The 26965-nt window shown below is 48.7% G+C and carries 25 protein-coding genes and 2 riboswitches; of the genes, 8 read left to right on the top strand and 17 right to left on the bottom strand.

The window, feature by feature from the left end; translation table 11 throughout:
• Window positions 1–21 precede the first annotated feature (21 nt).
• Genes AC0YNZ_RS09890 through metA form a run of 3 tightly spaced genes read right to left on the bottom strand, consistent with a single transcriptional unit; the run spans window position 22 to window position 3306 of the window.
• Window positions 22–1194: a trans-sulfuration enzyme family protein gene (locus tag AC0YNZ_RS09890; RefSeq protein WP_475826434.1), complete on the bottom strand. Its 1173-nt coding sequence runs from the start codon at window positions 1192–1194 to the stop codon at window positions 22–24.
• Between the two features lie 3 nt (window positions 1195–1197).
• Window positions 1198–2361, bottom strand: coding sequence for an aminotransferase class I/II-fold pyridoxal phosphate-dependent enzyme (locus tag AC0YNZ_RS09885; RefSeq protein WP_475826433.1), 1164 nt, complete (start codon window positions 2359–2361; stop codon window positions 1198–1200).
• Window positions 2362–2388: 27 nt separating this feature from the next.
• Window positions 2389–3306, bottom strand: a complete 918-nt coding sequence (metA, locus tag AC0YNZ_RS09880) for a homoserine O-acetyltransferase MetA (RefSeq protein WP_475826432.1) — start codon at window positions 3304–3306, stop codon at window positions 2389–2391.
• Window positions 3307–3406: 100 nt separating this feature from the next.
• Window positions 3407–3516, bottom strand: a riboswitch (SAM riboswitch).
• Window positions 3517–3821: 305 nt separating this feature from the next.
• On the opposite strand from metA, the gene corA reads away from it, so the two are divergent.
• From corA to AC0YNZ_RS09855, 5 genes are all read left to right on the top strand, one after another.
• Entirely contained in the window at window positions 3822–4757 is a 936-nt protein-coding gene (corA, locus tag AC0YNZ_RS09875; RefSeq protein WP_110769864.1) for a magnesium/cobalt transporter CorA, read from the top strand.
• A 153-nt stretch (window positions 4758–4910) separates the two neighbouring features.
• Window positions 4911–5813, top strand: coding sequence for a LysR family transcriptional regulator (locus AC0YNZ_RS09870; protein ID WP_475826431.1), 903 nt, complete (start codon window positions 4911–4913; stop codon window positions 5811–5813).
• 36 nt (window positions 5814–5849) lie between these two features.
• A complete protein-coding gene (locus AC0YNZ_RS09865; protein ID WP_475826430.1) occupies window positions 5850–6659 on the top strand; it encodes a histidinol-phosphatase in 810 nt (269 codons plus the stop codon).
• A 163-nt stretch (window positions 6660–6822) separates the two neighbouring features.
• Window positions 6823–7668, top strand: a complete 846-nt coding sequence (locus tag AC0YNZ_RS09860; RefSeq protein WP_475826429.1) for an EamA family transporter — start codon at window positions 6823–6825, stop codon at window positions 7666–7668.
• Window positions 7669–7813: 145 nt separating this feature from the next.
• Window positions 7814–8122, top strand: coding sequence for a winged helix-turn-helix transcriptional regulator (locus AC0YNZ_RS09855; protein ID WP_056641160.1), 309 nt, complete (start codon window positions 7814–7816; stop codon window positions 8120–8122).
• Window positions 8123–8304: 182 nt separating this feature from the next.
• On the opposite strand, the gene sdhB is transcribed toward AC0YNZ_RS09855, so the two are convergent.
• The 3 genes from sdhB to AC0YNZ_RS09840 are packed head-to-tail and all read right to left on the bottom strand — an operon-like array spanning window position 8305 to window position 11525.
• Entirely contained in the window at window positions 8305–9069 is a 765-nt protein-coding gene (sdhB, locus tag AC0YNZ_RS09850; protein ID WP_056641163.1) for a succinate dehydrogenase iron-sulfur subunit, read from the bottom strand.
• A gap of 2 nt (window positions 9070–9071) precedes the next feature.
• Window positions 9072–10829, bottom strand: coding sequence for a succinate dehydrogenase flavoprotein subunit (gene sdhA / locus AC0YNZ_RS09845; protein ID WP_475826428.1), 1758 nt, complete (start codon window positions 10827–10829; stop codon window positions 9072–9074).
• 24 nt (window positions 10830–10853) lie between these two features.
• Window positions 10854–11525, bottom strand: coding sequence for a succinate dehydrogenase cytochrome b558 subunit (locus AC0YNZ_RS09840; protein ID WP_475826427.1), 672 nt, complete (start codon window positions 11523–11525; stop codon window positions 10854–10856).
• A gap of 305 nt (window positions 11526–11830) precedes the next feature.
• Here AC0YNZ_RS09840 and AC0YNZ_RS09835 point away from each other — a divergent pair, with 305 nt between their 5' ends.
• Entirely contained in the window at window positions 11831–12739 is a 909-nt protein-coding gene (locus AC0YNZ_RS09835; protein WP_475826426.1) for a LysR family transcriptional regulator, read from the top strand.
• A gap of 30 nt (window positions 12740–12769) precedes the next feature.
• Here AC0YNZ_RS09835 and AC0YNZ_RS09830 read toward each other — a convergent pair whose 3' ends face one another.
• The 3 genes from AC0YNZ_RS09830 to AC0YNZ_RS09820 are packed head-to-tail and all read right to left on the bottom strand — an operon-like array spanning window position 12770 to window position 16051.
• On the bottom strand, window positions 12770–13999 hold the full coding sequence (locus AC0YNZ_RS09830; RefSeq protein ID WP_475826425.1) for a cation:proton antiporter: 1230 nt from the start codon (window positions 13997–13999) through the stop codon (window positions 12770–12772).
• 30 nt (window positions 14000–14029) lie between these two features.
• Window positions 14030–14692, bottom strand: coding sequence for a potassium channel family protein (locus tag AC0YNZ_RS09825; protein ID WP_110769945.1), 663 nt, complete (start codon window positions 14690–14692; stop codon window positions 14030–14032).
• Window positions 14693–14710: 18 nt separating this feature from the next.
• Window positions 14711–16051, bottom strand: coding sequence for a TrkH family potassium uptake protein (locus tag AC0YNZ_RS09820; protein ID WP_475826424.1), 1341 nt, complete (start codon window positions 16049–16051; stop codon window positions 14711–14713).
• 92 nt (window positions 16052–16143) lie between these two features.
• Window positions 16144–16347: riboswitch (cyclic di-AMP (ydaO/yuaA leader) on the bottom strand.
• Window positions 16348–16592: 245 nt separating this feature from the next.
• Here AC0YNZ_RS09820 and AC0YNZ_RS09815 point away from each other — a divergent pair.
• On the top strand, window positions 16593–18221 hold the full coding sequence (locus AC0YNZ_RS09815; protein WP_475826423.1) for a lysostaphin resistance A-like protein: 1629 nt from the start codon (window positions 16593–16595) through the stop codon (window positions 18219–18221).
• On the opposite strand, the gene uvrC is transcribed toward AC0YNZ_RS09815, so the two are convergent.
• On the bottom strand, window positions 18187–20085 hold the full coding sequence (gene uvrC, locus AC0YNZ_RS09810) for an excinuclease ABC subunit UvrC (protein ID WP_475826422.1): 1899 nt from the start codon (window positions 20083–20085) through the stop codon (window positions 18187–18189). The genes AC0YNZ_RS09815 and uvrC overlap by 35 nt on opposite strands.
• 206 nt (window positions 20086–20291) lie before the next feature.
• On the opposite strand from uvrC, the gene AC0YNZ_RS09805 reads away from it, so the two are divergent.
• Window positions 20292–20438 (top strand): YqzM family protein, encoded by a 147-nt coding sequence (locus AC0YNZ_RS09805; RefSeq protein WP_110769853.1) that lies wholly within the window; start codon window positions 20292–20294, stop codon window positions 20436–20438.
• Between the two features lie 238 nt (window positions 20439–20676).
• Here the strand turns inward: AC0YNZ_RS09805 and AC0YNZ_RS09800 are convergent, their stop codons facing one another.
• The 7 genes from AC0YNZ_RS09800 to AC0YNZ_RS09770 form a co-directional block, all read right to left on the bottom strand.
• Entirely contained in the window at window positions 20677–20907 is a 231-nt protein-coding gene (locus tag AC0YNZ_RS09800; RefSeq protein ID WP_475826421.1) for a YezD family protein, read from the bottom strand.
• A gap of 24 nt (window positions 20908–20931) precedes the next feature.
• On the bottom strand, window positions 20932–21816 hold the full coding sequence (cysW, locus tag AC0YNZ_RS09795; RefSeq protein WP_475826420.1) for a sulfate ABC transporter permease subunit CysW: 885 nt from the start codon (window positions 21814–21816) through the stop codon (window positions 20932–20934).
• A 20-nt stretch (window positions 21817–21836) separates the two neighbouring features.
• Complete coding sequence (gene cysT, locus AC0YNZ_RS09790; protein ID WP_475826419.1) at window positions 21837–22670, bottom strand: sulfate ABC transporter permease subunit CysT; 834 nt, start codon at window positions 22668–22670, stop codon at window positions 21837–21839.
• Between the two features lie 34 nt (window positions 22671–22704).
• Entirely contained in the window at window positions 22705–23823 is a 1119-nt protein-coding gene (locus AC0YNZ_RS09785) for a sulfate ABC transporter substrate-binding protein (protein WP_475826418.1), read from the bottom strand.
• Window positions 23824–24285: 462 nt separating this feature from the next.
• Window positions 24286–25071: an IucA/IucC family C-terminal-domain containing protein gene (locus tag AC0YNZ_RS09780; RefSeq protein WP_475826417.1), complete on the bottom strand. Its 786-nt coding sequence runs from the start codon at window positions 25069–25071 to the stop codon at window positions 24286–24288.
• A 34-nt stretch (window positions 25072–25105) separates the two neighbouring features.
• Window positions 25106–25963 (bottom strand): sugar phosphate isomerase/epimerase family protein, encoded by an 858-nt coding sequence (locus AC0YNZ_RS09775; protein WP_475826416.1) that lies wholly within the window; start codon window positions 25961–25963, stop codon window positions 25106–25108.
• A complete protein-coding gene (locus AC0YNZ_RS09770; RefSeq protein ID WP_475826415.1) occupies window positions 25963–26955 on the bottom strand; it encodes a DUF6005 family protein in 993 nt (330 codons plus the stop codon). The genes AC0YNZ_RS09775 and AC0YNZ_RS09770 overlap by 1 nt, the downstream gene beginning before the upstream one ends.
• Between the last annotated feature and the right edge of the window lie 10 nt (window positions 26956–26965).

Raw genomic sequence — 26965 nt, 5'->3', positions numbered from 1 at the left:
TTTTCTTTCATTTCGTCCCGATTAAGCGCGAAGCGCTTGATCCAAATCCTCGATCAGATCCTCGATATCCTCTAAGCCTACCGAGTAACGAACCAAGCCGTCCGTTATGCCGCGCTCATGACGCACTTCCTTAGGCATTGCCGCATGCGACATCATCGCCGGGTAGGATAAAATACTCTCTACCGCACCTAAGCTGACAGCTACCAGAGGTAGTTGAACCTTGCTCAGCAGCGATTTGGCACGTTCCCCGCTGCCCACATCGAAGGAGACGACGGCGCCGTACCCAAGCGATTGCTTCTCATGTATAGCCCGGCCCGGATGGTTAGCGAGGCCTGGATAATAAACAGCAGTTACATCCTTATGTCCCGACAGCCATTCTGCCAATCTGCGCGCGCTTTGCTCGCTATACTCCATCCGCGCCTTCAGCGTTTTCATGCCGCGCATCAGCAGCCACGACTCCTGCGCGCTTAGAACAGTTCCCATACCGTTTTGAAGCTGCTTCAAGCGTTTGCCGAGACCCTCGTCAGCGGTAACTGCAAGACCTGCCAGCACATCGCTATGGCCGCTCAGAAACTTCGTCGCGCTGTGCAGTACAATATCGACACCATGCTCGATCGGACGCTGGTGATAAGGAGTCATAAACGTATTATCCAGCATTGTGAGCAGCCCATGCTCCTTCGCCCATGCCGTCGTCTCAGCAATATTCGTAATTTTGAGCGTCGGATTCGAAGGCGTCTCCATAAATACCGCTTTTGTATTTGGCTTATGCGCAGCTTTAACCGCTTCGAAATCGGTCATATCGACGAACGTAGACTCGATGCCAAGCCGGTCTAGAATCGTCGTAAGCAGGCGGTACGTCCCGCCGTATACGTCCTCTGTTACGATAACATGCTCTCCTGCAGACAGCAGCAGAAAGGTCGTCGATATCGCAGCCATGCCTGATGCGAACGCCAAGCCGCGGGCTCCACCCTCAAGCAGCGCGATATAATCCTCAAGCGCCTGGCGGGTAGGATTGCCTGAGCGGCTGTAATCGTATTGCGGCGGATTGAAAATATCATGATGATGAAACGTCGAAGCTTGATAGATGGGCACGCTTGATGCACCCGTATGCTCATCAATCTCTGCGCCGAAATGGAGCAGTTTCGTTGCAAAACGCCGATCTTGAGGCTTCGATTTGTTGGTATCATAGCTCATCAGTTATTGACCCTCCTCAATTTCGCGTTTAGCCGCTGCCAGCGCTTGCTCTAAGTCCCCGATCAAATCGTCAGCATGCTCGATGCCGACCGAGAAGCGCAGCAGACGGTCGTCGACGCCGATAGCCTGACGAATTTCAAGCGGGATATCCGCATGCGTCTGAACAGCCGGATATGTCATTAGAGACTCAACGCCGCCCAGGCTCTCAGCAAAGGCAATCAGCTTAATATGGCGCAAAACAGGCTCTACGTAACGGGCATCCTTCAGGCGGAAGGAGAAAATGCCGGTATTGCCGGAGGACTGTCTATTCTGAACATCATGCCCGGGATGATGCGGCAGCGCCGGATAATAAACATCTTCAACTGCCGGGTGCTCAAGCAAATAATTTGCAATCGCAGTCGCGTTGTATTGGTGGCGCTCCATACGCAGCGCCAGCGTCTTCATGCCTCTCATGAGCAGCCATGAATCCTGCGGTCCGAGAACAGCTCCAATGGAGTTGTGAAGGAAGGCCATCTCGTCTGACAGCTCCTTGCCTTTCGTAACGATAAGGCCGGCCAGAACGTCATTGTGGCCGCCCAAATATTTGGTTGCGCTATGAATGATAATGTCTGCTCCCAGCTCGATTGGACGTTGGAAAAACGGCGTAAGCAGCGTATTATCCACGATCGTCAGCAAGCCCTTAGACTTTGCCCATGCCGCTACCCGCTCGATGTCCGTAATCATCATGAGCGGATTAGTCGGCGTTTCGATCAGAACCGCTTTCGTATTCGGCGTCCATAATGCCGACATCGCATCGATGTCGTTCGTGTCCACATAAGAAGCCGTTACGCCGAATCTTGACATAATCCGCTCCAGCAGGCGGTAAGTACCCCCGTACAAATCAAGCGATACGATCAAATGATCGCCTTGGCTGAATAAGGCGAATATCGTTTGCAGCGCAGCCATGCCGGAGCTGCAGGCAAATGCTGCATCGCCCGATTCCAGCTGTGCAGCCGCTTCCTCAAGCACCGCTCTTGTCGGGCTTTTCGTACGCGCATAATCAAATCCTGTGCTTTCTCCGAGCTTAGGATGGCGGAATGCGGTTGCCTGGTACACTGGAAAGCTTACCGCTCCGGTTACAGGCTCTTTAATGGAACCGATTTGAGCTAAATGACTTTCAATCTTCATTGTTGTGGAGCACTCCCTCGTCTATTGTTAAATGCCTGCACCTAAATCAAACGGTGTTTGCTGGTATACATAATAGTTAAGCCAGTTCGAGAATAACAGGTTCGCATGCGCGCGCCAAGTCGAAAGCGGCAGGCTTTCCGGATTATCTCCCGGGAAATAGTTTTTCGGCACGTCAATGCGGAGTCCTTTGGCCTTATCGCGGTCATATTCGAACTTAAGCGACGTCGGATCGTATTCGGAATGGCCCGTAACAAAAATTTGTCTGCCATCCTTAGAAGCGACGATATATACACCGGAATCCGTTGAATCCGATAAAATATCCAGTGTCTCGACCGGCTCGATATCCTCGCGGCGCACCTCGGTATGACGCGATTGCGGCACGTAAAACATTTCATCAAAGCCGCGCAGCAGGCTAACATTGCGTTTCTCGACGGTGTGCGGATATACCCCGAACATTTTGCTGTCCAAATTATATTTCGGCACATTGTAATGGTGGTAAAGACCAGCCTGCGCCGCCCAACAAATATGGAACGTAGAAGTTACCCGCTTAGCGCTCCAATCCATTATTTCCTTCAGCTCTTCCCAGTAGTTGACTTCCTCAAAAGGCATATGCTCTACTGGCGCGCCCGTAATGATGAGCCCGTCATAATATTCATGCGAGATCTCGTCAAACGTTTTATAAAAGGATTCCAAATGTTCGGCCGATGTATTTTTCGAAGTATGCGTTTTTGGGTGCAGCAATACGACCTCGACCTGCAGCGGTGTGTTGCCGATAAGCCTCAGCAGCTGCGTTTCGGTTGTTTCCTTAGTCGGCATTAAGTTTAGGATGGCAATGCGAAGCGGCCTAATATCCTGATGATAGGCGACACTCTCATCCATGACGAAAATGTTCTCGTTACTTAAAATTTCTTTTGCCGGTAAGTTGTCTGGTACTTTAATGGGCATGTTGTTCACTCCTCTTTAGGCAGTATGACCGCTTGAACAAGAAAAAGACCCTTTCTGCTGTGAGAAAAGGTCGTATGCTCAGTAAAGAAGCCATCCGCCTCCCTCATCTCTCAGAAACTTAATGGTTTCCGCAAGAATTAGCACCGTGCGTATTTCACGCCGGTTGCCGGGCTTCATCGGGCTAGTCCCTCCGCCTGCTCTTGATAAGAAAGTAGTCTATTCAATTTTCCGCGGTTTCATTTCAATTTCACTTTAATGCATTCTGTCAATCGCGTCAAGAAGGTCCTTTGCATAAACTAAAGATATAGCCGAAAAAGCGTCGTTTTTATGCTTGAATGTAAAGCTGATGCAGGAGTATACTAGACAAGAATTATTACGTCAATTCCACTAAAAAGGGGTGCAAACGGACATGGAAGGCGACAGACCGAAGCCTGATGATTATCGAATACGGTTACTGCCGGCCAATTCCGATTCAGCCGGCAGTTTCCTCTAAAGAAAGAAAGGAGTGACTCCGGTTGAAGATTCGTCTCGTTAGCAATGGCGTATTTACTACTATTGAAGATATTAATGAAACACTTATTCCCACGACAGAAGGATTTTACTGGATTGATGCGGACGTGGAGGACCTTGCTATTCTGCAGCCGATGTTCAACATGCATGACCTGGCTGTAGAGGATTGCCTCAGCGAAGAGGAGCAGCGTCCGAAGATAGAAATTTATGAAAGCCATTATTTTATTGTTATTAACAGCATCCGGTTCGATGATGAGGAAATTTTTCTGAGGGCGCTGAATATTTTTCTCGGCCGTCATTATATCATTACGGTCACGAAGCAGAAAATTAACGAGCTGCGCTCTTTAAAGCCCGTACTATGGGAACAAGAGGTTAGCCGTCCCGATTATTTCTTGTATCACCTTGTCGACATTGTAGTTGATAACTATTTCCTCGTCGGCGACCGAATCGATAACCGTATCGAAGCGCTGGAAGAGGATATTTTGATGCATACGAAAAAATCGCATTTGAATGAAATCATCGGTTTGCGCGGCGAAATATTGTGGCTCAAGAAGGTGCTCGGTCCGCAGCGCGACGTTATTGCTACACTTAATAAGAAAGACCTTAAGCTGATTGACGACCAGCTGCAAAAATATTTTAGCGATATTTACGAAAACGCATTGAAAATCGCCGAGTCGTTCGATACGTACCGCGATCTCATGGGAAACTTGCGAGAAGCGTACCAGTCCAGCGTCGCTAACCGCGCCAATGAAATCATGCGGGTGTTCACCGCGATTACGACGATATTCATGCCGCTAACCTTTATAACCGGCATTTACGGGATGAATTTCGATTTTATACCGGGGCTCCATCTCCATATGGGCTCTTACATTTTACTCGGCATTATGCTGCTGCTTGGCATAAGCATGTTTTTCATTTTCCGCAAGAAGGAGTGGCTCTAGAAGTCTGCTCTACATTCGATTACAAGGGCTGTACTCGCTCGGGCAATCTGTGCCTGATGCAGGCACAGCCCTTTTTTTGCCGTAACCTCTTCAATCTATTATAATAGTGTAATACATATCGAGCATTCTGTACCTTTGAAAGGAGGGATTGACGTGAACATTAACCAGCTTGAAACACTCCTTACAATATCCAAGACGATGAGCTTCCGGAAAGCAGGCGAGCTGCTCAACCTGACCCAGCCTGCCGTATCGGCGCAAATTAAAAGTCTGGAGGATGAGTTTAAGACGGTTCTTATCGATCGTAATCAACCGGTAACTTTAACCGATCATGGACAAGTTTTTTTGGAGCATGCGGAGCAAATCCTTACGATTGTGGAAGAACTAAAGCAAAAGCTGTCCGATTTGAACCAAACTCCTCAAGGTCACATTTTACTTGGAACAACTTCATCGATCGCTATTCAAATTTTGCCGCGTGTACTATCATATTTTCAAAACCAATTTCCATTAATCAAAACAACGATACATTCCATGCCCTCATCCCAAGTCATGACAAGCGTCGAGAACGGCTCAGTCGATATCGGTATTACATACTTGACCGAAAAAAATCCGAACGTCACCTCCTCCGTCCTTTATTATGATACGTTTGAGCTCGTCGTGCCCCCATCTCATCCGATGAGCAGCTTGAATCATACGACAGTTGACACGCTCAAGGACATTCCAATGATCATGCTCGCTCCCGATACGCTCGGCCGCAGATTCGTCGATCAAATATTCCGCAAATACAACATTCAGCCGAATATCGTAATGGAAGTTTCAAGCAGCGAAGAAGTGAAGCGTATGGTTGAGATTAATCTGGGCGCTGCCGTCGTATCGAAGCTTTCGATTGCGAATGAGCTGCGGTTGGGTACACTAAAGATGATCAAGGTTAATGAGCTTGAAACGAGTCATCCTGTAGGCGTCGTCTATAAATCCGGGCGTTACATTAATACCGCGCTGCAGCAATTTCTTAGCGACCTAAAAGGTATGCCCGAGCATCATTTCATTAGCAGCGAATAACTAAACACTTCAGACAAAATTCAAGGAGAGATTATAATGAAATTCGACTTACATACCCATCATGTCAGATGCGGCCATGCCAATGGCACGATCGAAGACTATATCCTCGCAGGTATTGACGCCGGACTTTCCGTTATCGGCATCTCCGATCACTCGCCTTACTTTTACCACAAGGAGGACCAGCCTTCACCCGGCATTGCAATGGCAAGAAGCGATTTCGCTAACTATATCGATGAAGTACTGCGCATGAAAGAGAAATACGCAGGTACAATCGAAGTTCTGCTCGGCATGGAGTCTGATTTTTTCCCTGACTATCTGGATAGCTACCGGAAGGCATTCGAGGGCGTTCCCTTCGATTATTTAATTGGATCCGTCCATCAAGTAGGCGGTGTCAGTATTTTCAACCGGAATCGCTGGAAAAACTTGAATGAAGAGCAGCATGCCGCTGTGAAAAATAATTATTATGATCTGATTAAGCAATCCGCGCGGAGCGGTATGTTCAATATTTTGGGACACATCGATGCCATGAAGGGCTATTATCCTGCGTTCTCCGACATACCGGCGAATGAGGGGATCGACGACGCGCTGCGGACGATTGCCGAATGCGGCGTATCCATCGAAATCAACACATCAGGCAATACGAAGGATGTCGGCGGCTGGTATCCGTCGGATGCGATTTTGGAGCGTGCGCTTCACTTTGGTGTGAACGTAACCTTTGGCTCGGACGCTCATGTGCCAAGCAGAGTCGGCGATGAGTGGGAGCTCGTTCAAAAACGGCTGAAGGAAATCGGTTTTACGCAGTGGGTGTTTTATCGCAAGCGTCAGCAGGTCATTGTGCCGCTATAACGCTTTAAAAAATGATGCCGAAAAAAAAAGGGGGACCTGCACGCTGCAGGTCCCAAAAGATATAATAAAAAGGGGGTCTTGTTTATTATATTAGCCCAATAATGTAATAAGACGATAACAGAACTATTTCATTTGTGTAACAAATTTGAGGGGTTGAACATCCATGTGGCTCATTACGGCCATCAGCAGCGCAATCTTATTTGGACTAGCAGGCTGGTGGATGAAAGTATCACAAATGCGCGGCGGCTCGACTAGAACGCTGCTGCTCGGATTATACGCGTCCGGGACGCTCGGTTTTGGCGTGCATTCAGCGCTGGAAGGAACTTTCGCTATGCTTGCGGATCCGGATATATGGATTGCCGGAATCCTTATCGGAGCAGGCTCTGCTTGGGGAAACTCCCTATTTATGAAGGCACTGCATTACGGCCCTGCCAGCTTAACCTCCCCGCTTACGAACATGAACATCATCTTGGTTGTCGCTCTAGCGACATGGTGGTACAAGGAGCCGCTCAGCGCCTCTGAGGCGATCGGCATCACGCTGCTGCTGCTCGCTGTTGTGTTTATTGCCCACAAACGGAAGGAACCGCTTACGATCAAGGAAAAACGATGGTTCATACTCGTCGGAATAGCTATCGTTATGTTCGCTCTGCGAAATGGCGGCTTAAAGGTGACGGACGAGCTTGGACTGCCCAGCGCCCCGATTCTGTTCATTGCTTATTTCCTCTCGCTCTGCTGGTTTCTTATTCCTTCCAAAGCAACCGTTTCACGCTCTGCAAGTCACACCGGACTATGGTTCGGCATTATTGCCGGGTTGTTCTCATACGGCGGATTACAACTTTATGCGATGGCACTTGCGACAGGACAAGCGAATCTGGCCGCACCCATATTTGCGACTAACAGCCTCGTAGTAGCGGCTGGCGCGATTGCGGTCTATAAAGAAAAGCTTACGTTCGTCCAGTGGGCTGCCTTTGTATTTACCATTCTTGGATTAATCATTATCCGGTTATAAGGAAGAGGCTCAACTGAATTGTTTAAAACTAACTTTTACATAGTAAATATATAAATATCAACCACTCGCGTATTCCCACTGAAATGAACTTACTTTTAGTTTGTACATATGCTACAATGGTAATACAAAAAGCGGGGTGATACGGTTGGATTATTCGACAATGTGCCCAAAGTATGAAGCCGCAGCCGACATATTAGGTAAGAAGTGGACTGGCAGAATTATTCGGGTATTGCTTGGCGGACCAAAACGGTTCAAAGAGATTAAAGAGCAAATTCCCGAGATGAGCGACAAAATGCTAACGGACCGAATGAAAGAGCTTGAAACCATAACGATTATTAAACGCCAAGTTTATCCTGAAATGCCCGTACGCATTGAGTACGAGCTAACTTGCAAAGGACGCGAGCTTGAACCTGTTATCGAGTCCATTCAAAAATGGGGAGAACAATGGATGTAAGACGAGAAACCGCTGAGGCGGTTTTTTTATTTCCAGCTTAATGCCGAATTCAATCCCGCCAAACTTCCTCCCCTCCGTAATTGACAAAGGATTCCCAATCCACTATCATTGATAATAATAATCAATATCAAAACGAAAAGAAAGCCCCAATTTAATCAGGGGCTTCCGATTTTCCGATAGCTCTACATGCCGAGCCATTTCTTGAACAAGTGCTTCGTTGTATCCTTGTTGATCGCTGCGATCGAGGTCGTAAGCGGAATGCCCTTCGGACATGCGCGAACACAGTTTTGCGAGTTACCGCAGCCTTCGATGCCGCCGTCGGTCATAAGCGCATCCAGACGTTCCTCTTTGTTCATCTCACCTGTTGGATGTGCGTTAAACAAGCGAACCTGAGAAATCGCTGCAGGACCGATAAAGCTGTTGCGGTCGTTAACGTTAGGACATGCTTCAAGGCAAACGCCGCATGTCATACATTTGGATAGCTCGTACGCCCATTGGCGCTTCGTTTCCGCCATGCGCGGTCCTGGACCCAAATCATACGTTCCATCAATCGGAATCCATGCCTTCACACGCTTTAAGGCGCCAAACATGCGCTCGCGGTTAATAACGAGGTCACGGACAACAGGGAACGTGCTCATCGGCTCAAGACGAATCGGCTGCTCCAGCTTATCGACCAGCGCGCTGCACGCTTGACGCGGCTTGCCGTTAATAACCATCGAACATGCGCCGCATACTTCTTCCAAACAGTTGGAATCCCAGCATACCGGTGCAGTGCTCGCGCCATCCGCCTTTTTCGGATTACGTTGAATTTCCATCAAACCGCTAATGACGTTCATATTCGCGCGGTAAGGAATTTCGAACTCTTCCGTATATGGCTTTGAGTCAGGAGTATCTTGACGTGTGATGATAAACTTAACCGATTTTGTAGCAACAGTCGTTTCAGCCATCATTATTCTCCTTTCTTCTTATCGCTCGAGTAATCGCGTTTACGAGGCTTGATCAGGCTTACGTCGATGTCCTCATACGAAATTTGCGGACCTTCCTTCGTCCATTTCGCAATCGTCGATTTCATGAAATGATCGTCATCGCGATCCGGGAATTCCGGTTTGTAGTGGGCGCCGCGGCTCTCGTTACGCAGCAATCCGCCAAGCGTCATCGCTTCGGACAGCTCAAGCATGTTCCAAAGCTGACGAGTGAAGGCAACACCTGCGTTGTTCCATTGCGCCGAATCGTTGATATTGATGTTTTTATAACGCTGCTTGAGTTCTTTGATCTTATGAATCGTTTGCTCCAGCTTATCGTTAAAGCGTACAACGGTCATGTTGTTCGTCATCCATTCGCCAAGCTCTTTATGAATGACATACGCGTTCTCATTTCCGTTCATTTTAATGATGCTGTTGTATTTATCGGTTTGACGCTTGTTCTCGCGGTCGAATACGGAGGAAGCAACATCTTCAGCTGATTTTTTCAAGCCTTTGATATATTCCACAGCCTTCGGACCGGCAACCATACCGCCGTAAATAGCGGATAGCAAGGAGTTCGCGCCCAGACGGTTCGCACCGTGGTATTGATACTCGCACTCACCGGCTGCGAACAGACCAGGAATGTTCGTCATTTGATTGTAATCGACCCACATGCCGCCCATTGAGTAGTGAACCGCAGGGAAAATTTTCATCGGAATTTTGCGAGGGTCATCGCCCATGAACTTCTCATAAATTTCGATGATACCGCCAAGCTTAACGTCAAGCTCCTTCGGATCTTTATGGGACAGATCAAGGTAAACCATGTTTTCTTGGTTGATGCCAAGCTTCTGATCGACGCACACGCTGAATATTTCACGCGTAGCGATGTCGCGGGGCACGAGATTTCCGTATGCCGGATATTTTTCCTCCAGGAAGTACCAAGGCTTGCCGTCTTTGTACGTCCAGATTCGTCCGCCTTCACCGCGAGCCGATTCGGACATCAAGCGGAGCTTGTCGTCGCCTGGAATCGCTGTAGGGTGAATTTGAATGAACTCGCCGTTGGCGTAGTTGACGCCCTGCTGATACACCGCGCTGGCAGCTGTACCTGTATTGATAACGGAGTTCGTTGTTTTTCCGAAAATAATGCCGGGACCGCCTGATGCAAGAATAACCGCATCCGCGCGAACCGTGTGTACTTCCATCGTACGCAAATCCTGCGCCGATACACCGCGGCAAATACCGTCATCGTCAACAACAGCGCCAAGAAATTCCCAGTGCTCGTATTTGTTGACTAGCCCCGCTGCTTCCCAGCGGCGTACTTGCTCGTCGAGTGCGTATAGAAGCTGCTGGCCTGTCGTAGCGCCCGCGAATGCTGTGCGGGAATGCTTCGTGCCGCCGAACCGGCGGAAGTCGAGCAAACCCTCGGACGTACGGCTGAACATAACGCCCATCCGGTCCATGAGGTGAATAATGCCTGGTGCGGCGTCGCACATTGCTTTAACCGGTGGCTGATTCGCGAGGAAATCTCCGCCGTATACGGTATCGTCGAAATGCTCCCACGGAGAATCGCCTTCCCCTTTTGTATTAACAGCGCCGTTAATGCCGCCCTGTGCACATACTGAGTGGGAACGTTTGACCGGTACAAGTGAGAACAGATCAACGTGTACGCCTGCTTCAGCCGCTTTAATGGTAGCCATCAAGCCGGCCAAACCGCCGCCAACGATGATAATTTTATTTTTAGCCATAACGCTTCGCTCCTTGTCTACAAACTAACCGATATTCGTAATTGCCAATGCGGCACTCGCAGCTTCCTTAAATTCATCGCCGCTAAACGCGATAAGCGATAGAATAAACAACGCTGAAACGATAACAAAAACGCCCATACAAATGTAAGAAGAGATACGCTGAGCTTTCGGGCCGATCGTAATGCCCCAGCTGATCAGAAACGCCCAAAGACCGTTACTGAAGTGGAATACAGCTGCAAGAACGCCGATAACGTAAAGCACGAACAAAGCAGGGCTGCTTGCGATTTGATTCATCGTAGAACCCAGCTCTTCATGCGTTATGTTGCCGAGGTAAACTTGAATCCGAGTCTGGAATACGTGCCAGAAAACGAATACAAAGGTAATCACCCCTGTAATCCGCTGTGCGGTAAACGCCCAGTTCCGTCCATACTTAAAACGTCCCGTATTCGTGTTCGATTGGTATGCAACGTATAAACCGTAAATACCATGAAACAATAGCGGGAGGTAAATGCCGAAAATCTCGAGCAGCGGCAGCACGGGCAAGCTGTTGATCAGATGTACGCCTTTGTCGAAGCCTTCAGGTCCGCGTTCAAACGCCTGGTAGTTGGTCAGACCGTGCACGACGATAAACCCGCCGAGCGGAATGATCCCGAGAAGCGAGTGAAGCTTGCGCGAGAAATACGAGTTTCCTTTCATGTCATTCCTTCTCCTTTCAATACTGTGAGTGCTAGCATGCTTTTTTTAAAATATAAGAATGTATCGAGTTCATCTTCATACATTGCTTATATTTCAGCGCAAAAAAAGAACGCTGCGCTGCCAGAGGCAGTCATCAGCTATTTACGCATGGCAAATCATTCTACATTGTAACCCCAGCATGTACCTCCGTCAACAAAAGTCGACACATATTAGCCACACTTCCCATCCTACTCCTTTTCAGCTTATAATGGAATTGCTTATTTTTTATAATTTCTTATAACAAAATGATATAAGGAGTTCCATTCATGAATGAAGAGATGCATGTCTTTACCGTTATCGTCGAGCAATCAAGCATGAATAAGGCATCCGTGCTGCTCAATCTATCCCAACCTGCACTCTCTCGTAAAATAGCTAAGCTGGAGCAAGAAATAGGCTCCCCCTTATTTCGCCGAATCGGCAAACGGCTTGAGCTCACCCGGATCGGGCAGCTGACTTACGAATATGCCCTCGAGCTGCGCCGGCTTCACCGCAAATATTTGCAAACCGTATCCGAGTTTACTTCGACCGGCCATACGACGCTGACGATAGGCGCGAGTTTAACGACGCTGCAGACGACACTGCCCGACCTAATCCAACGGCTTACGACTACCCACCCGGAATTCGACATCAAAGCGATAACGGGCAAGACGCATGAAATCGTGTCGCTCGTCCGCGACCATAAAGCGGATATCGGCATTGTCGCCTCCAGTATCGAGGATTCGACGCTTAGGTGCATACCTTTATTTGAGGACCATCTCTCGCTCGTACTGCCCCGCAATCAAGTGATTACCGATAAAGGAACGCTCGGCATTCAAGATTTGACCGGCATGCCTATGATCTTATTTTCAAAAGGAACCTGGTACCGGCTGCTCACCGACGAGCTCTTCGACAAATACCATCTGCAGCCGGATGTCCGTATGGAAATCGATTCGTTCGAAGCGATTTTGCGCTTGCTCCATACATGCAGAGCCGCGACGCTGCTTCCCCAATCCTATATGCGCAGTCAGCTGCTTGAAGACAACGAGCTCATCGTTGTGCAAATCCGCGAGCTGGAGGAAACGAAACGCACAACTTCACTTATTCATGCCGATTCGGCAGCGCTTAGCCCTGCGGTTCGCCTATGGATCAATGAGCTGGCAGCACGCTTTCCAAGCAAAAAGGACAGCAGCCTCTAAAGAGGCCGCTGTCCTTCAGCATTTCCAATATTACGCCTCCGAATCCATCCCCAACCGCTTTGCAAAAAAAGCGGTGGTGCTGGCTTGAAGCAGAACCGTTATGAGAATGGCCATTAGTGTAATAGAGGCAATCTTATCCGCATGTTGAATGCCGGCGCTAGTAATCATTCCCGACAATACGGCAGGAATGACCCCCGTCTCTCTTACCCACATCATGAATACGAGCTCATTTCTCTGCCAAGCCGCCTTGCGGTCAGGCAAGCTGCAGGCAAGCACTGTAAGCGGACGGGCGATCAGCATAAGCACCAAAACGACCGCTAAGCTTTGCCAGCCGTATTGCAGCAGCAGCGCCAGATCGACCTGACTCCCGAGCAGCACGAAAATAAGCATGCGCAGCATAACGGTCACATTGTCGGAGAAATGTACAATTTCGGTTTCTTTCTCATCCAGCTTAAGCTGGAGCAGACGGGGATTGCCCCAAATAAGGCCGGCCACGAACGTCGCCATAAAGCCGCTCACATGCAGCAAATCACCGAGCAAATAAGCAGATAACGCCGTTGCCAGCATAGCAATCGTCGTATAATCCCTTAAGATGCCCAGCCGTAAATGGGCTACAACGTAAACAGAGACGACGCCGATTAATACCCCAAGAATAATGCCGCCGATTGCCGTATACGCAAACTGGAAAAGCATCGGACCAGCCTCTAATGCCGATTTGCCCGTAATGGCCGCTATTAAAGCGAAGGTGATGATGGAGCCGGTCGCATCATTAAAGGCGGACTCGCTTTCTACCGTCTCCCTCACCTTCGTTCGAATGGCAACCTGACGAAAGACAGGAATAATGGAAGCCGGGTCGGTAGAAGCGATGACCGACGCTGCCAGCAGCGCATAAAGCCATTCCAGGCCGAAAATAAAATGGATAGCTGTACCCGTTACAATTACCGTAATAAGGACGCCTGGGACGCTGAGCAAGGCTACCGTCCACTTGACTTTGCTCAGTCCGATTAAACTAATATTACGTCCGCCATCGAATAAAATAACAGTCGAGCCGACGATTAATACAAGCTGGTTAGTCAGAGAACTGCTCGATTCATTAATCCAATGCAAGCCTTGTCCAAGCAGCATCCCTACCAATATAAAAGCAGCTACATCAGGAATACGAAGCATAACGGCTGCACGTCCCGCAAACATACCGGCTAATACGATGAGAATGAGCAAAATAAGTAAGTGATGGATGATTGGCATCGCGGCGGTTTCCAACTGCTTTTCACTTCCAATCTGATGAATTGCCTAGCGGATTACAGCTGCCTCGAAGTCCTCGATTTGATCATTTGTGCCAATAATAACCATAACATCGCGTTCAGCAAGCACATCCGTTGCCGTAGGCGCAATGATGATGCCGCCCGGCTTATTGATCGCAACGATACTGCAGCCGAATCTGGCGCGCGGATTAAGATCATGCAGCGATTTGCCGTTCAAGCATTGCGGAACAGCAAGCTCGGCGATCGTATATTCTTTGGAAAGCTCAATGTAATCGAGCAGGTTCGGAGAAACGAGCTGATGCGCTACCCGGATGCCCATATCCCGCTCCGGATACACGACACGGTCAACGCCGATTTTCTCAAGCACGCGGCCGTGCAGTTCACTCATTGCTTTCGCCACAACTTGCTTGACGCCTAAATCCTTAAGCAATATTGTCGTGAGAATACTCGATTGGATGTCATCGCCGATTGCTACGACGCCGCAATCAAAGTTACGCACGCCAAGCGAACGCAGTGTTTCTTCATCCGTACAGTCGGCAGATACCGCATATGTCAGTACGCCGCTCATTTCCTGAACGGCCTCCTCATCCTTATCGATGCCGAGCACCTCATTGCCGAGCTCGATCAGCTCCCGTCCCAAGCTCGAACCAAATCTTCCTAAGCCAACGATAACAAACTGTTTCTTCTTGATTCCCACTTGCAAAAACCCCTATCCAATCGTAATTTTGCCTTCAGGATGCCGGTACAGCTCTTTTTCTGTGCGCGGCCCAAGCGCGTAGGCTAGCGTTAAAGGACCAAGCCGTCCGGCAAACATCGTAAATGCAATGACAATTTTTCCGACGAAGGTCAGTTCCGGCGTAACGCCGACTGACAGTCCGACCGTACCGAATGCAGACGTTGCTTCAAACAATAATTTAATGAAAGCCTGATCCTCCGTCATTGACAGGATCATCGTTACGATAATGACGAGTCCTAATGAAATCATGGTTATCGTCAGCGCTTTGAAAATTCTGTCTTTGCCGAGTCTGTACCGAAAAAGCACAATGTCGTCGCGTCCGCGAATCATCGAGATGACAGCACCGATCAGCGTTGTAAAGGTGGTCGTCTTAATCCCGCCTCCCGTCGATCCGGGCGATGCGCCGATAAACATTAAGATGATCGTAAAGAACACGGTCGCTTGCCGCAGAGCTGTGTAGTCGAGCGTATTGGCGCCTGCCGTCCGCGGCGTGACGGACTGGAAGAAGGAGGACCAAATTTTTCCGCCCCATTCCAGTGAGCCGAGCGTCTTCGGATTAGTAAATTCAAATACGAAAATGACGATGGCACCGACTACGATTAACGTTCCCGTCATCGTAAGCACAACCTTGCTATGCAGCGACAGCCTGCGGTTTTTGCGGAACTCCAACAGATCCGAAATAACGACAAAGCCCAAACCGCCGGTTATGATGAGCATCATGGCCGCAATATTGACGATGGGGTCCTCTACATACAACGTCAAGCTGCGGTATCCGCCGAAAATATCGAACCCCGCATTGTTGAACATGGAAACCGCATGGAACGCTCCGAAAAACAGCGCTTTGCCCAGCGGCATATCAAATGCAAATCTAGAGGAAAATAGCGTAAATCCGACTAGCTCGATCGTAAGCGAATAAACAATAACCCGTCTGATGAGCCGTACGATCCCTTCCATGCTCGACTGATTCATAGCCTCTTGCAGCAAAAGCCGCTCACGCAGTGATATCTTCTTGCGCAGCACGAGCGCTACCAGCGTTGCCATCGTCATAAAGCCGAGCCCGCCGAGCTGGAACAGGCACATTAATATGACCTGGCCGGCAACCGAGAAATACGTTCCTGTATCCACGACGACCAGCCCTGTTACGCATGTCGCCGACGTTGCAGTGAACAGCGCATCTATAAAAGGCAGCCGCTCGCCGCTCGCTGATGCAAAAGGCATGGATAATAAACTGGCTCCCAGTAAAATAATAAGCGCAAATCCGCACACCAGTATTCGTGGAGGAGACCACTTTAAAACATTCCAATCCATTTTCATTGTTTATCCTTCTTCTTCGCTATGTCTTATAATGATGAAGCTGTTTTTGAGCATAAAAAAAAGCACTGGATACTCAGATGCTCTGTGCGATGAGTCCTGTTCCAATACGCCTACGAGGTTAGCTGACGGATTCGGGCCTGGACAGGCAGCCCTATTCGGCGGCTGGAGAAATGGCTCCAGCGCTAAAATTCACCCCATGCCGCCAAATGTGAACCTCTTTGCTTACAGCAGGTTCATCGATTTTGACAGCTTTATGGTTCCCCCGATTTCCATAGGAAATTCGGCTGTTCTATTCTATTTGTATGCCGTTTACGATTATAATCCCAAATCAGTCTCGATATAAAGCTGGCTTTTACGACAAAAAGGACGATATTAGTCCAAATATAGGCAGTGGGACAAAGCAGCAAGCAGCAAGCTTCCCGGACATCGTTATTTCGCAGTTTTTTGAAAGCAAACGTTCTTTTTCATTGGATAATTCAGGGATTAATATGGTAATGTAATGAAATAAGCTACTCACTAAATAGACAGTTGAGGTGAACCAATGATCGATTCTATCAGGCCTAATGAATGGAAACGTTTTCTATGGGCGGCGATTGCTTGCTTCATTATTTATGCAGCCGTTGACGTCGGGCCCATGATCGCTTCCATCGTATCCGGTGAATTAAACACAAAAGTTATTGAAAAGTCGGCTGCCGAGAACCGCGCTGCTGCTTTCGCTGAGAAACAAACCGGCCTGAAAGTGAAATCGGCTAAAGCCGTGCATCAAACCGATAAAATACTTAATGGTTATTTATCCAAAAATAAGCTGGTCAAAACATACGCCGACAAATATGATCCAAGCTTCCCGACGGATACGTTTCAGGTTGATTTGAAATTTGCCGGCGGCGGCAGCGGGTTCGTTTATGTACATATGCAAAGCGAAAAGGTCGTGGCTTGGAATCTGCTAATTGACGGCGAGCCGCTGCCTGACGCCATTAAGACGGAGGCAGTGATCTCTTTCCTGTCGGCACAAAGCTTCAACGGGCTTGATTTCCGGGGGAGTGAGCTATTGCCTAACGGTGAATGGCATGGCGAGCCGCCTTCCGCTGCTATTAAGAAAGCTCAGCTTAAGATCGATGTGAATGCGCTAAACGTCGATGGCCGCACCGTTATTACCAAATACAAGCCTGCGTTCGCCGCGCCGGACGACTACATCCTATATGTAAATAAGCAGGATAAAATAGCTGGCTATCTAACCGGCTTCGGCTATATTTTCATGAGCTTTGTGCTATTTGTGTTAGCGATTATTTACGCAGTGCTGTACCGGAGATTTACTTCCTTTAAGTTTGGAATCATTCTCACCATCGTATTTTTAATTACGTATATCATCATGAACCTTAACATGCTCGATGGTATGCGCGCTCAGCTGGGCGAAAATGAAATGGCCGGATCGGCTACAACGATAACCGCAATCGTAACGGTGCTGCTGACCATCCCGATGGCCGGGTCCATCTATATTTCGCTGATCGCGGGGGACGGCCTCTGGAAGGCGCAGGGCCGCGCATTATGGCCGCGTTTCGGGCAAAAGGGCTATGGGGATCATGTTTGGCGCAGCGTTGGTCTCGCCTATTTATTCGCGATCATCCTGTTTGCGCTGCAGTCGCTCATCTTTATCGGATTGCGGCTGACGATCGGAACCTGGGATACGTCGGATGCCACCCAATCTCCTTATAATATGGGCATTCTATGGCTGATGCCGGTGCTTGCTTGGGCTGCCGCTATTTCCGAGGAAGCCGTCTTCCGCTTCTTCGGCATCGGGTTATTCCGCAGATGGTTCAAAAATACGTTTGCCGCAGCGCTGCTCCCGACCTTCTTCTGGGCGCTCGGACACGTCATGTATCCGTTTTATCCGTCCTCGACGAGATTGATCGAGCTCATGATTATCGGGCTTGTATTCAGCTTTATTTTCGTCAGATACGGTCTCATTACCTCGATGTTTACCCATGCGATCTTCAACAGCGTAGCCGTAGGCTTATCCTTGTTGACGATCGGATCGGCGCCAAATATCATTTCTGCGATCTTCTTCGCGGTGCTGCCGGTGCCGATTGCCTACGTCCTCAAATATTTAAGCCGCAAAAAAGAGAAGAAGCCGTCCGTTACGACGACTCCTCCTCTCCTAGAGCAGCTATAATTTGCGAAGCTAATTTATCTCCAATCGATAGAGGCCGGAAGTCTTCGACTGAGGCCTCTTTTATTTTTTTGATGGAGCCAAAATGTTTGAGCAGGAGCTTGCGGCGCTTCTCTCCGATGCCTGGAATCGAGTCGAGCTTCGATTCAACCATAGACTTGCCGCGCTGCTCGCGGTGGAACGTAATGGCAAACCGGTGCACCTCATCCTGGATGCGCTGCAGCAAATAAAACTCCTGGCTGTCGCGCGGCAAAGGTACGATCTCGGCAGGGTCTCCGGTCATGAGCTGCGCCGTCTTATGCTTCGCATCCTTCACAAGGCCGCATACGGGAATGAACAAGCCAAGCTCGTTCTCAAGCACATCGAGCGCTGCCGATATTTGCCCCTTGCCGCCATCGACAACGATCAGGTCGGGAGCTGCCAGCTCCTCCTTCAATACACGCTCATACCGGCGCCGTATGACCTCGCGCATCGTTTCGTAATCATCCGGTCCTTGCACGGTTTTCACCTTGTACTTGCGGTATTCCTTACGATCCGGCTTGCCGTCGGTAAAGACGACCATGGCCGAAACCGGATTCGTTCCTTGTATGTTCGAGTTATCGAAGGCTTCGATTCGGCGTACTTCCTCAAGACCAAGCCAGCCGGCGAGCGACTCGGACGCCTTGACGCTCCGCTCCTCGTCTCGTTCGATAAGCCGGAATTTCTCATCGAGCATCACCTTCGCGTTGTCGGCAGCCATCGTTACAACTTCGCTCTTGCGTCCGCGCTGCGGCATAAGCACCTTAACTTTCAGCCAGCTGTGCAGCGAAGCAATGACTTCGTCAGCGCGTGAAGCAGCGGTCTCATCCGCCGCCTCTTCCTGAGTCTCCTCTTGCTCCTGCTCGGGAGGCAGCGGAAGCAAAATTTGCTTCGGCAGCGCCGGATTGTCGCTATAGTACTGCGTCACGAACGTCATAAAATCATCATAGGCTTCTCCGTAATAAGGGAAGGTCGTTCCATGCCGTTCGATGAGCTTGCCTTGGCGCATGTACAGTATTTGTACGCACATCCAGCCCTTATCTACCGCAAAGCCGAAAATATCGCGGTCAAGCGCATCCGACATCGTAATCTTCTGCTTCTCCATGACCGCATCGATGGCGATAAGCTGATCCCGAAGCTCTTTCGCCCGTTCGAATTCGAGCTTCTCGGCCGCTTCCTCCATCTTACGCTGCAGCTCGTTCTTCACTACATCTTGACCGCCGTTAAGAAACCGCGATATTTCTTGAATCATCCGGTCGTACTCCGTTTGCTGCACATCAAATTCACATGGCGCAATACATTGTCCAAGATGATAGTACAAGCACACCTTATCCGGCAGCGTCTTGCACTTCCGCAGCGGATAAAGCCGGTCAAGCAGCTTCTTCGTCTGCTGAGCCGCGAATGCATTCGGATAAGGACCGAAGTATTTGCCTTTGTCCTTAATGATCCGTCTAGTGACCTCAAGTTTCGGATGCTTTTCGTTCGTTATTTTAATATAAGGAAAGGTTTTATCATCCTTGAGCAGTACGTTATATCTCGGATGGTATTGTTTAATCAAATTGCATTCCAGAATAAGAGCCTCCATATTGCTCGAGGTTACGATAAATTCAAAATCCCGGATTTCCGATACGAGCCGCTGGGTTTTCCCGTTGTGGCTGCCGTTGAAATAGGAACGCACCCTGTTTTTGAGCACCTTCGCTTTACCTACATAAATAATGACGCCTTCGCTGTTTTTCATAAGGTAACAGCCTGATTGATCGGGGAGCAAAGCTAGTTTGTTCCGTATCGTCTCTTTTGCCTCAGCAAGCTGCTGCTCTGCCTGCTTCCGATCCGTTTGCTGATGATCCATGCTCTCGCCTCCGACTGCCTAATGATTCTGTACACATTTTAGCACAAATAGACCGTATTTCGCCTTACAATTGTCACCGGTATTTGCTTTACAACTGTTTGGCAGTTTGGGTATACTAATATAAGTTGAATAAACCGATACTACATAAAGACGACCGCTTATGGTTGTGATTGAAGCAATCGGTCTTTTCAAGGAGGACGCAGGCGATGGAAAACGTGAGAGACCCGCGCGAGCATTTTAATGAAGAGCCTCGCGATGACTTGATGGATGTTATGTTCGGCTTTGGCGGTATGCTCGGTTTTATGACCGTCATTTTCGCTGCAGCTGTAATCGTAAAATTCATCATTTCATAACAAGCGTAAACGGCTGCTGCCGTCCTTTGGCGGCAACAGCTCGTTTCGCGGTGAAATATAAGCTTATTTATAAATGTGAAACTTATAAATTCTTATATTTGAAAAAAGGAGCAGTCTGCTGCTCCTTTTTTTATTGGCCAAAAACGGCAGCCGCTATGATGCCGCAAAGTATAAAAAAGCTCCTTTTTCAGGCTGCAGCCATGAAAAAGGAGCTTTTGGGGCTATCCGGCGGAAAGGGCTATTGAACGATGCGAAGCGCGTCGCTTGCCGATTTATTATCCCGCTGCTTCGACTCGGACGGAACCTGCTGTCTTTGGGAGGGCCCATCATAACGCGTTCTTTCCGTCCGGTCGATTTGCACGATTCTGCCGTCATGAACGGTAATCGTCACAGATCCGTAATTAAGCCCGCTCACTTGATCAGCGATTCGCTCCAGCCACTGTTGATCCACTTCTAACGGTTTTGCCATTCGAAACCCCTCCATTAAATTGATTTACTCGTTTTTTTCTGCCGGCTTTTGCTGAGCAGACTTCCATTCCACGATGTTTTTCACAATTAAGGTTATGACTGCAAGCATGACGAGCAAGGATGCTACCGCAAACGATGCCGAAAATTGATACTCATTGTACAAAATTTCAATATGCAGCGGCAACGTATTCGTTTCCCCGCGAATATGGCCGGAAACGACGGATACCGCTCCGAACTCGCCCATTGCGCGGGCATTGCATAGAATGACACCGTATAGCAGTCCCCATTTGATGTTAGGCAGCGTTACCTTCCAAAAAATTTGCCAGCCTTTAGCCCCTAGACTAGCGGCCGCTTCCTCCTCTTGAACGCCCTGCGCCTGCATGAGCGGAATAAGCTCACGGGCTACGAAGGGAACAGTGACGAATACGGTTGCAAGCACGATGCCCGGCACAGCGAACACTATTTGGATGCCGCGCTCATCCAGCCACGGTCCGAGAAAGCCTTGCGTGCCGAACAGCAGCACGTAGATCATGCCGGAAATGACGGGCGATACGGCAAACGGCAAATCGATTAAAGTAATCAACATATTTTTACCGCGAAAACGGAACTTGCTGATGGCCCACGCCGCTGCTATGCCGAAGATCGTATTGACGGGAACCGCGATCAAGGCGACAGTAAGCGTCAGCTTAAGCGCGGATAAGGCATCCGGCTCCGTTATGGACTCAAAGTATACACCTGCACCCTTCTTAAACGCTTCGACGAATACGGATGCCAGCGGCAGTAAAACGATCAATCCGAGAAACAGCATTGCAATTCCGATCAGCAGCCACCTAACGGGGCCCGATTCTGTTATATGCCGAGGTCGCTTCGAAGCTTCTTGATCGGTATGGACGGTTATTGCTCCAGCCATGTATGTGTGAGCCCCCTTTCTTAATCTGATACTGTGCGGCGATTCATCCGCCACTGCAGTATGTTGATAACCAGCAGCATAAGAAAGGACACCACAAGCATAACGAGTGCAATCGCGGTAGCGCCAGCGTAATCGTACTGCTCCAGCTTCGTCATGATGAGCAGCGGGGTTATCTCCGTCTTAAGCGGCATATTGCCGGATATGAAGACAACCGAGCCATACTCGCCAATGCCTCTTGCAAATGCGAGCGCGAACCCTGTTAACAGCGCTGGCAATAGCTCCGGCAAAACGACCTTCCAAAACGTTCGCAAGCGATATGCGCCAAGCATTACTGCCGCTTCTTCCGTCTCTTTCTCCATGTCCTGCAGCACCGGCTGCACCGTCCGGACGACAAACGGCAGCCCAATGAATATAAGTGCGATTGTAATGCCAATCGGTGTGTAAGCGACCTTAACCCCTAACGGCTCCAGGATCGAGCCTATCCAGCCGTTCGGTGCATAGATTGCCGTTAACGCGATACCGGCAACCGCCGTTGGGAGAGCAAAAGGTAAATCGACTAAGCTGTCGATAAATTTTTTGCCTGGAAACCGGTAGCGCACAAGCACCCAAGCAATTAACAAGCCGAACACCGCATTAACAAGTCCTGCGAAAAAAGCTGTTAGAAAGCTGACGCGGTAGGAGGCAACGACACGCGCATTCGTAACCGTGCTCCAAAACTCGGACCAGCTGAGCTCTGCCGTTTTGAAGAAAACGGCAGCCAGCGGGATTAAAACAATGACGCTCAAGTAGAACAAAGTAAATCCTAGCGATAAACCAAATCCCGGCAAAACGTTACGGGTCTTGGAACCTTTCATGTGAAGTCAGCTCCAGTCTTGTTCGAATCACGCATTATGAGCCTGGCGTATAAATTTTGTCGAATATTCCGCCGTCAGCAAAGTGTTTCGTTTGTGCTGCTTTCCAGCCGCCAAAGTCTTTGTCAATTGAAAGCAGCTCAAGCGGTTTGAACTGATCCGCATATTTCGCTGCAACAGCTTCAGAAATCGGACGGTAGTAGTTTTTAGCGGCAATTTCTTGGCCTTCTTCTGTGTAGAGGTATTTCAGATAGGCTTCAGCTACTTCACGAGTACCATGCTCATCCACTACCTTGTCAACAACGGCTACCGGAGGCTCAGCCAAAATACTCAAGGAAGGATATACGATTTCGAATTTGTCTGGTCCAAGCTCATTGATCGATAGAAAGGCCTCATTCTCCCAAGCCAGCAGTACATCGCCGATTCCGCGTTCTACGAATGTTGTCGTTGATCCGCGCGCACCGGAATCGAGTACAGGCACGTGTTTAAACAATTCAGCAACAAACTGTTGTGCTTTTGCTTCGTCGTTGCCGTTTTGCTTCAGTGCATAGCCCCATGCGGCAAGGTAGTTCCAACGAGCGCCGCCCGATGTTTTCGGGTTAGGTGTAATGACTTCAACCTTATCCTTGATGAGATCGTTCCAGTCTTTAATGCCTTTCGGATTTCCTTTGCGGACTAGGAATACGATTGTTGATGTATACGGCGCGCTGTTGTGCTCGAATTTAGATTGCCAATCCGCCTTAATCAAGCCTGGCTCTGCGACAGCGTCGATATCGTAACCGAGCGCGAGCGTAACAACGTCTGCTTTCAAGCCGTCGATAACTGCGCGGGCTTGTTTACCGGAGCCGCCGTGTGATTGTTTGATCGTCACGTCCTGGCCCGTTTCAGCTTTCCAATGCTTCGAGAATGCTTCGTTAAAATCTACATAAAGTTCACGAGTCGGATCATACGATACGTTTAGCAGCTCAACCGGCGGTTTTGGCTCCTCTTTGGCCGGCTCTTCCGCTTTCGCCGCGTTCGTTGCGGCAGACTCATTAGCAGGTTTATTCGTTTCTTTGTTTGCTGCGTTGTTGCCTCCTTGACCGCAAGCGGCCAAAACAAGCACCAATGCCAATAGGATAAAAACTGAACGAACTTGAGTAATTTTCTTCTTCATTCCAAACACCCCTTTTTGAATTTAACAGGCTTGCAGAAACACGTATTCATTATCAATAAACGTAATCGGTGTTTCTCCTTGATAGGTGTTTACTCCGGTCCGTCCGGTCGAAACCATTATTCCTACCTGTTTAGTTGGTTATGTGAGAATATTACCAGCGCCTCCCTCTAACTGTCAATACTTTATTTCAAAAAATTAATAAGTCCTATAAAAATGCTTTATAAGAAGCGCTCATTTACCATGTGGAGACTTGGATTAATTGGAAACCATTAGAAAAAAATGAATGAGCGGGGACTTCAAAACTTTGAATACCCCAAACCGAAAAAAAACTATTCTTTTTGTTAATAAAAGATAGCTTTTTTCGTTTTGGGGGTGTATTAAACCACATAAAGTGAGGGAAAGTACCTGTTTTTCTAATAGAGGCTTCTTCAGCGGCCTCCCTGTTGGTTAGGTTCCTTTTTATTAATGATGGTACGACATGTGCGCAAAGTACTTATCTATTCTTCGGTCATCTTTAATACTAGGACACGTGTAACAATAATTATCTTTTCCCGGTATGAGGAAATGCAGACAGCATTTAGAGCGGACCATGATCTTGTCCTCCTCAGCTCCCGGTATATCAACGCAGCGGTATGTAGCCGTCAATGGGTTCAATGAGGACCCAAACACCTGAAGGGAATCGGCTTCGTGTAATAAATACCGGAAGTTTTCCTCGATGTACGCTTTCTCCGTGCTTGTTGCAGCTTCTGCGCGCCATTCGTCTCTATAATAAACCAAATTATAAGAGATCGTTGCCCACAGCGTTTTCACATCGATCCCGCTCCAACCCGCGATTTGCTTCAAAAAGGGTAGGGCATGATCCGTAAATAGATGGCGAGCATACGAATCTCTTTCCACAGCAAAAGGTCCACTTTCTGCCCAATCCTCCAAAGAGTATGGAATTATCAGCTGGTAATAGAGATGCCTGTCTTTGAGCGAAACCGCAATATTACTGGGGGATACATCCAAACAGCGTCGATGGCGGACCCAAGCGTCCCATGCACCGGTAATGAGGTGACTGTACCGCTTAACGAACAATGAACTCGCTACTTTCCGATTGGGGGCGCCGATTTGCTGACCGAACTGTTCCAGCAGCTCCGTAATCGCCTGTTCGTCGTCCAGCATATATTCCCTTATAGGCTCTGAGCTCTCTGGGGAATCAATTAATAAATGATAGTGTTTGAGCGAAGTTACAATGTCGCTGCTCATGGTCAGTCATCCTCCAAATTTGTTCAATACCGACCTAGTCTAACACCGGGTGCAGTCGTTTTAACCGTTGATGCAGCCAGCTGATTTCCTCTTTCAGTACATACATGGGATCTGCGCCGAACCATTCCAGGGAAGCGAACTTACCGCTTTGACTGATTCGATCAATAATCGGACGATAATTTACCGCTCCATTTTCCAATGATACCATTCCTTGCCGATTGCCATTCGCAGCATACACTTGATGAGGTTGAAACACACTGCAGTGGGCCAGTGAAATCACATTTTTCAGATGAAAATATTGTACCCAAGGCGCCAACAACTCATAACTTTCTAACGGATCGTCACCGGCTTCCCAGATGTGAAGAAAGTCCATGTTCAACTTAACGGCTTCATGATTGACCTCAATCATTAGCCTATGAGCGGCCTCCTTATGATCGGCCAACGTCCCCGGGTGTGTTTCCACAAGCAATTCAATTCCCTGATACATACATAGGTCTCCAAGAATTCGCAGCTGGCGGACCGTATCCTCAAACTCGCCTGCGTCCACCTCTCTGCTTCCGCGTGTTCCCGCAAAAGTACGAATTTTACTTGTTCCAAGCCAGTCTGCGATGACAAGCAATTCCATGCACTTGGCAACCGTGTCCGCGAAATTCACTTGTGTACCCACGTCCAAATAGTCGCTGATCATCGAAACGGTCAAACCCGCAGCTTCGAGGAGCGCTTTCTCCGAACCTTCCCGTACCTGATACAAGTGGCGGGCGTGTACTCCCCATACTTCTAGTCCGTCGAAGCCTTGAACTCGGGCGAATTCAACCAGTTCCTCGAATGAAATCAACGTGTGACGAAATGTAATGGTGCAGAGCGAGCATCGTAATCTAGATAATTCTGACATTAAATAGTCCCCCCTTTCACACTTGCGTACCGTGCAGCGGACCATAGTTTAAGCTCCCGTTCCAATTCAGACTTAATGCCTCGTTCGATTGCTTCAGCCTTATTCAATGTCTCCAGAATGGAAGTAAGCTGTTTAGTATCTTTTATCAGTGACATCTTAACAGCCAGGAATTGTATAGTATTAAAGGCTTGAACCAAATCGCGGATTTGCTGGGCCCAGTACTCATAATTGTCTCTCGGCAGTCGCAGTTCATCATGGAAAAACATCAGGGCATAATCATACCCGTATTTGCGTATCACAATGACATAGAGATGCTTGAGGGCATCCCCAAGATGAGAAACCTTTTCCGGATCCTTGCCCAGATCCGCGACAAGCGTTCTAAGTCCGGTTACCAATTCGTTTCTATCGAGATGAAATGCGTTATAAAAGTAAGCGATGACGTTCTCCGGCGTCGGCGGTTGAATCGAGGGAGCATCGATATAAAATCCGTCAGGGTAAGCATTTTGAACAAAGGCTTGGAGTACCTGCTCACGGCTAACAGTTCCTTCCCATTTCATATCCGCATCCAGCATGAACCATTCACCCTCCCGTTCGGTGGCCGAAACCATCACATAATGAGGGAATGGATTCAAATTAAACTTATTTTCCCGCTCGGGCATAAGCGACATGTCGATCTGCACGACAACGTGCCTATGCTTAGGAGCCAGCTCAACAAGCTCCACCAATTTGGCCGCATTCGCTGCCGGATCTTGAAGAGGGTTATGCCATTGAACAGCTTGAACGCCAAACATTCGTTCGTACCAATTGATCAATCGAGCAGGTTGAAAAGTGTTGGAATAATACGATAAACCCGTTTCATTCCATCCAAACTGCTCATCCCACACGTTAAAATAAAAAGGACGATAATCGACGTCGCTGTGTCTTTTGACCACTTCGCACATGCAGCTCAACACACAATGGACCTTGATGCGTTGATCTTTCCATCCAAACATGACTGTTCCT

This window comes from Paenibacillus sp. J2L1-98 (assembly GCF_056269405.1).
The sequence above is the reverse complement of the archived record's forward strand: the minus strand, read 5'-3'. Positions and strand labels throughout refer to the sequence as shown.